Raw genomic sequence first — 4,554 nt, 5'->3', positions numbered from 1 at the left:
CGGATAACCGTATTTGGTAAGAAGCTCTCTTACTTCCATCTCTACCAGTTCAATTAATTCTTTGTCCTGAACAACATCAACCTTGTTTAAAAACACGACCATTGCCGGAACATTAACTTGTCTTGCTAAAAGAATATGCTCTCTGGTCTGGGGCATCGGGCCGTCAGCTGCGGAAACTACGAGGATCGCGCCGTCCATCTGCGCCGCGCCGGTGATCATGTTCTTCACGTAGTCGGCGTGGCCGGGGCAATCGACGTGCGCGTAGTGACGGTTCGCCGTCTCGTATTCCACGTGCGCCGTGTTGATCGTGATCCCGCGGGCCTTCTCTTCCGGAGCCGCGTCGATGTCCGCATAGGCCATCGATTTGGCGCCGCCGACCTTCGCCAGCGTGAAGGTGATCGCAGCCGTCAACGTCGTCTTGCCATGGTCAACGTGACCAATCGTGCCGATGTTGCAATGCGGCTTATTGCGTTCGAACTTTTCCTTGGCCATCGGGGTCCTGCCGGCGTTTGAGAAAATCAGGGTTTTGGAGCGGGTAGCGGGAATCGAACCCGCATATTCAGCTTGGAAGGCTGCTGCACTACCATTGTGCTATACCCGCCGCTGAAGGATGCGCGGGGTCGCGCCAGTCTCCTAAAAATTCACGCTCTGAGTGCGTGGTGGGGGAAGCAGGACTCGAACCTGCGAAGGCGTACGCCAGGGGATTTACAGTCCCCCCCCTTTGCCACTCGGGACATTCCCCCAGCGCGCTCAGAGCCAGATCGAAGCCTGGACAAGTCACCCCGCGTTAAGCGAAGAACCTGCCCGGTCCCCAATTTGGAGCGCGTCTTATAGTGTCCTCCCCTCCCGAACGCAACGCGCCCTGGAAGAGTGGTAAAAAGGGAGGTCAAAGACCCTTCAACCGCAAGCCAGACAACAGTTTCGACGATTGGCTATGGGGCTGGCACGCCGTCAGCGCCGCACTTACTAACAAAAAAAGATTGGCCCCCCAGCGCCTTTTGGCCACCTCGGACCGGGCTCGAGAGATCGAGTCGCGGTTCGGCCGATTCGGTGTTTTGGAGGTCGTGGACAGTCAGTTCCTCGGTCACAACCTTCCCCAGGGCGCTGTCCACCAGGGTGTCGCCCTAAAAATCCCGCCGCTCGATCCGGTCGGTCTCGAGGACTTCGAGGCCAAGCGCGGCGCGACCCTCCTTATGCTCGACCAGATCACCGACCCGCAGAACGTCGGCGCGATCCTGCGTTCGGCCGCGGCGTTCGGCGCCTCAGGCGTCATTCTGCAGGACCGGCACACGCCTAAGCTCACGGGCGCACTCGCCAAGGCCGCCGCCGGCGCCGTTGATCAGATCGACACCGCCTATGTGGTCAATCTCTCTCGCGCGCTCGAAACCCTGGCCGATCTCGGCTGGCGGGCGGTCGGGCTAGACGGCCACTCCGACAAGGCGCTCGAGCAGGCGCTCGACGGCGCCCCGACCATCCTCGTCCTAGGATCAGAAGGCGAAGGCCTGCGCCGGCTGGTGGCCGAACACTGTGACGAACTGGCCAAGATCCCCATGCCTGGCGGTTTCGAGAGCCTGAACGTGTCAGCCGCCGCCGCCATCGCGCTCTATGAGGCGTCCCGTACCCGCTCATAGAAGACGGGCTCTCGACGAAACTGCGATTTCCTTGCGGCTAACCAGTTGCAGACGAGCGTCGGCTGTCGCATTCAATTGGCGATGATCGACGCTCTTCTCGCGCCCGGCGCGCTCGCCGCCCTAGTCTCCGTCCTGATGATCGATCTGGTCCTGGCCGGAGACAATGCTGTCGCCGTCGGCTTGGCGGCGGCAGGACTGCCTCCAGAGCAGCGCCGGAAAGCCATTCTTTGGGGACTGGCCGCGGCGGTCACCATGCGGATCGGCTTCGCGCTGATCACGGCCCAGTTGCTGGGGGTCGTCGGCTTGCTATTCGCCGGCGGCATCCTGCTGCTGTGGGTCTGCTGGAAGATGTGGCGCGAAATGCGCGAGCAGGCCGAGCCCGAGGAGGCCGCGGCCGAGGCGGCGATGGACTCCGATCCGACGACGGAGCCGAACGCCGCGGTGGCGGCCAGGCAGCCCAAGACCTTCCGCGCCGCCTTTATCCAGATCCTGATCGCCGACCTCTCGATGTCCCTGGACAACGTCCTGGCCGTGGCCGGCGCGGCTCGCCAGCATCCAGCGATCATGGTGTTCGGCTTGGTGCTCTCGATCGCCCTGATGGGGGTGGCCGCCAGCTTCATCGCACGCCTGCTGCATCGCTATCGCTGGATCGGCTATATCGGCCTGGTGATCGTGCTCTACGTCGCCCTGCACATGATGTGGGAAGGGCATCGCGACATCATCCGCGACCTGGGTCGCGTCGATTCCTACAACGCGGTCGTGCCGGGCTTCATGGCCATCCAGCCGGAGGCTCCGGTCGTCGTTCATTAGGAACCGGCCGATATCGTCGCCAAAAGAAAACGCCGCCGGTGTGATGACCGGCGGCGTTTCACGTTTCAGCAGGTCTTGATCGCTAGGCGACCAGGGCCGACACGCCGCGGCGGCGGCGAAGCATCGCGCCGGCTCCGCCAAAGCCGATGATCATCATCGCCCAGGTCGCCGGCTCCGGCACGCCGCCGACCGACCCTAGTTCCAGGGTCGCGTAACGGATCTCGCCGCCAGCGACGAGAACTTCGCCGACACCGTCGCCGTAGAAGCTGACCTTGGAGAAGGTGCCGCTGGTGTCGAACGCGCCCACGAAGTTCGTGAAGCCTTGGCCGACGATGTAGCCCGGGTTGTCACCATAGAAGAGCGAGGTGGCCACAAGCACCACCGCGCCCCCATCGAATGAGATGTAGAGGCTCGACGGCTGGCAGCACGTACCCCAATCCCCGATGTTCAGGCCGAACGCATTGATCGGCGTATCGAAGGTGAAGGTAAGGCCCGAACCCGAAAAATTGGGGCCCGCGGGGGCGATGTCGATAGACTCGCCATTCATACGGCCCGCGCCGTCATAGTTCGTGTCGATGTAGCGGCCCGAGCCGCTGGTCGAGGTGATCGTGTAGGCGCCCCGATCCCACGAGCTGGCGTAGTTGGTGAGACCACCCAAAGAGTCGATCACAACCGTGCCATTGGCCCCGGCTACGATTGAATCGAAATTCGCCGTCCCATTTGGGATCGAACCATTCGAGACGACCGGAGCGGCCATGGCGGCTCCGCTGAACGCAACCGCCGAAGCGGCTACGGCAAATGTCGCTACTAACTTCATCATCCTGAATACCCCTGAACTTCAAAGTTATGAGCAGCTGCGCCAACAACGCACATCCGAGCAACCTGGCGACAGCCGTAAGCAACAACACAGCAATTACTCATCTGGATCGATTAGCGAGACCCCCGATAAGCACCCCTCATCGCCGAGCCGCGCTTAACGGCAACATATCAGCGTTATTCACGCAGCCAAGCAAATGCAGCCTAGAAGCGTCGGAATAGGAGCGTTTATACGCCAAAACTACTCTATTATATTGTTTTTGTTGCAATTTTTTACGCTCCGTTAGCCATACAAATCATTCCTCTCGGACAGGTCACTTCGCTCGCCAGTTGTGAAAACGCGGTTCGGATACAGATCTCTCTGCTGGATCGACGTCCATTGGTGAGCATCGGCCACCCAATTGAACCGCCCGATATTCATTCAACGCTGGGCTGTTCAATCGGCACGCGAGCGTCGAAATCTTGTCCGTCTGACATTTGGTGGGCGCCTCGCAGCTCCCGCGAGGCTAGGATCTCGGAATGACCGGCCGCTCGCGCTCCGCCCCTCGCCTCGCAACCGGCGACTACGAACAAAACGCCCGCGAGGAACTCGCAGCTTGGCGCACCAAGGTCATGTCGGGGCCCAATCTGTGGGACCGCACGACGCGCGGCGTCCAGCAGCGCATCAACCGCGTCATTCCCGAGAGCGTGCACGCGGTGATCACCGGGGCGATCGAACAGATGACGCGCGGCATCCTGACGGGATCGGACCTCACCACCCCCGCACCACTGCTGGGGGCCTCGGTGGCCGCGCGCGAGGCGCAGGTCCTGGAGAAGATCGCGCTCTATCGGACCACGGCCACGGCTGAAGGGGGAGTCGCCGGGGCGGGAGGCTTCCTACTGGCCGCCGCTGACTTTCCCGTCCTCATCAGCCTGAAGATCAAGCTGCTGTTCGACATCGCCGCCCTCTACGGCCACTCGGGAAAAGACTTCCGCGAGCGGCTGTACATCCTGGCGATCTTCCAACTGGCCTTCTCCAGCCCGGTTCATCGCCATGACGTGTTCGCCGGCATGGTCGGTTGGGACGCCCGCGACGTCGGGACGCTGGAGGCGTTCGACTGGCGCCGGTTCCAGCAGGAGTATCGCGACTATATCGATCTGGCGAAGCTGGCCCAGTTGCTACCGCTGGTCGGCGCGCCGGTCGGGATGATCGTCAACTACCGGCTGTTGGATCGCCTCGGCGAGACGGCGATGAACGCCTATCGGATGCGTTGGTTCGAGGGACGCTAGATCTCTTCGGCGATCGTCCGCATGGCTT

The 4,554-nt window shown here is 61.9% G+C and carries 6 protein-coding genes and 2 tRNA genes; 4 read left to right on the top strand and 4 right to left on the bottom strand.

What is annotated here, in order from left to right; genetic code table 11:
• The 3 genes from Q7T84_RS08090 to Q7T84_RS08080 form a co-directional block, all read right to left on the bottom strand.
• On the bottom strand, nt 1–492 hold a 492-nt coding region (locus tag Q7T84_RS08090), incomplete at its 3' end, for a GTP-binding protein (protein ID WP_304807563.1).
• A gap of 35 nt (nt 493–527) precedes the next feature.
• Nucleotides 528–601 (bottom strand) — tRNA-Gly (locus tag Q7T84_RS08085).
• A gap of 56 nt (nt 602–657) precedes the next feature.
• Nucleotides 658–743 (bottom strand) — tRNA-Tyr (locus Q7T84_RS08080).
• A gap of 90 nt (nt 744–833) precedes the next feature.
• Between Q7T84_RS08080 and rlmB the strand changes: the two genes are divergently transcribed.
• Nucleotides 834–1,631 carry a 23S rRNA (guanosine(2251)-2'-O)-methyltransferase RlmB gene (rlmB, locus tag Q7T84_RS08075; protein ID WP_304807561.1) on the top strand — a complete coding sequence of 266 codons (798 nt, stop codon included), beginning with the start codon at nt 834–836 and terminating at the stop codon, nt 1,629–1,631.
• 81 nt (nt 1,632–1,712) lie between these two features.
• A complete protein-coding gene (locus Q7T84_RS08070) occupies nt 1,713–2,441 on the top strand; it encodes a TerC family protein (protein WP_304807559.1) in 729 nt (242 codons plus the stop codon).
• Between the two features lie 82 nt (nt 2,442–2,523).
• Here Q7T84_RS08070 and Q7T84_RS08065 read toward each other — a convergent pair whose 3' ends face one another.
• Complete coding sequence (locus Q7T84_RS08065) at nt 2,524–3,198, bottom strand: PEPxxWA-CTERM sorting domain-containing protein (RefSeq protein ID WP_304807557.1); 675 nt, start codon at nt 3,196–3,198, stop codon at nt 2,524–2,526.
• On the opposite strand from Q7T84_RS08065, the gene Q7T84_RS08060 reads away from it, so the two are divergent.
• The gene (locus Q7T84_RS08060; protein WP_304807555.1) at nt 3,197–3,418 is read left to right on the top strand and encodes a hypothetical protein; all 222 of its coding nucleotides are present in this window, start codon (nt 3,197–3,199) and stop codon (nt 3,416–3,418) included. The genes Q7T84_RS08065 and Q7T84_RS08060 overlap by 2 nt on opposite strands.
• A 358-nt stretch (nt 3,419–3,776) precedes the next feature.
• The gene (locus tag Q7T84_RS08055; protein WP_304807553.1) at nt 3,777–4,526 is read left to right on the top strand and encodes an EcsC family protein; all 750 of its coding nucleotides are present in this window, start codon (nt 3,777–3,779) and stop codon (nt 4,524–4,526) included.
• Nucleotides 4,527–4,554 lie beyond the last annotated feature (28 nt).

Origin of the sequence: Phenylobacterium sp., from assembly GCF_030654915.1 — a bacterium.
Classification (GTDB): domain Bacteria; phylum Pseudomonadota; class Alphaproteobacteria; order Caulobacterales; family Caulobacteraceae; genus Phenylobacterium.
This window is presented reverse-complemented; position numbering and strand designations above follow the sequence as displayed.

Bases quoted from the DNA above. Each gene is read 5' to 3' on its own strand.
- Q7T84_RS08070 (WP_304807559.1), top strand. From the start codon at position 1,713: ATGATCGACGCTCTTCTCGCGCCCGGCGCGCTCGCCGCCCTAGTCTCC.
- Q7T84_RS08060 (WP_304807555.1), top strand. From the start codon at position 3,197: ATGGCGGCTCCGCTGAACGCAACCGCCGAAGCGGCTACGGCAAATGTC.
- Q7T84_RS08065 (WP_304807557.1), bottom strand. From the start codon at position 3,198: ATGGCCGCTCCGGTCGTCTCGAATGGTTCGATCCCAAATGGGACGGCG.
- Q7T84_RS08055 (WP_304807553.1), top strand. From the start codon at position 3,777: ATGACCGGCCGCTCGCGCTCCGCCCCTCGCCTCGCAACCGGCGACTAC.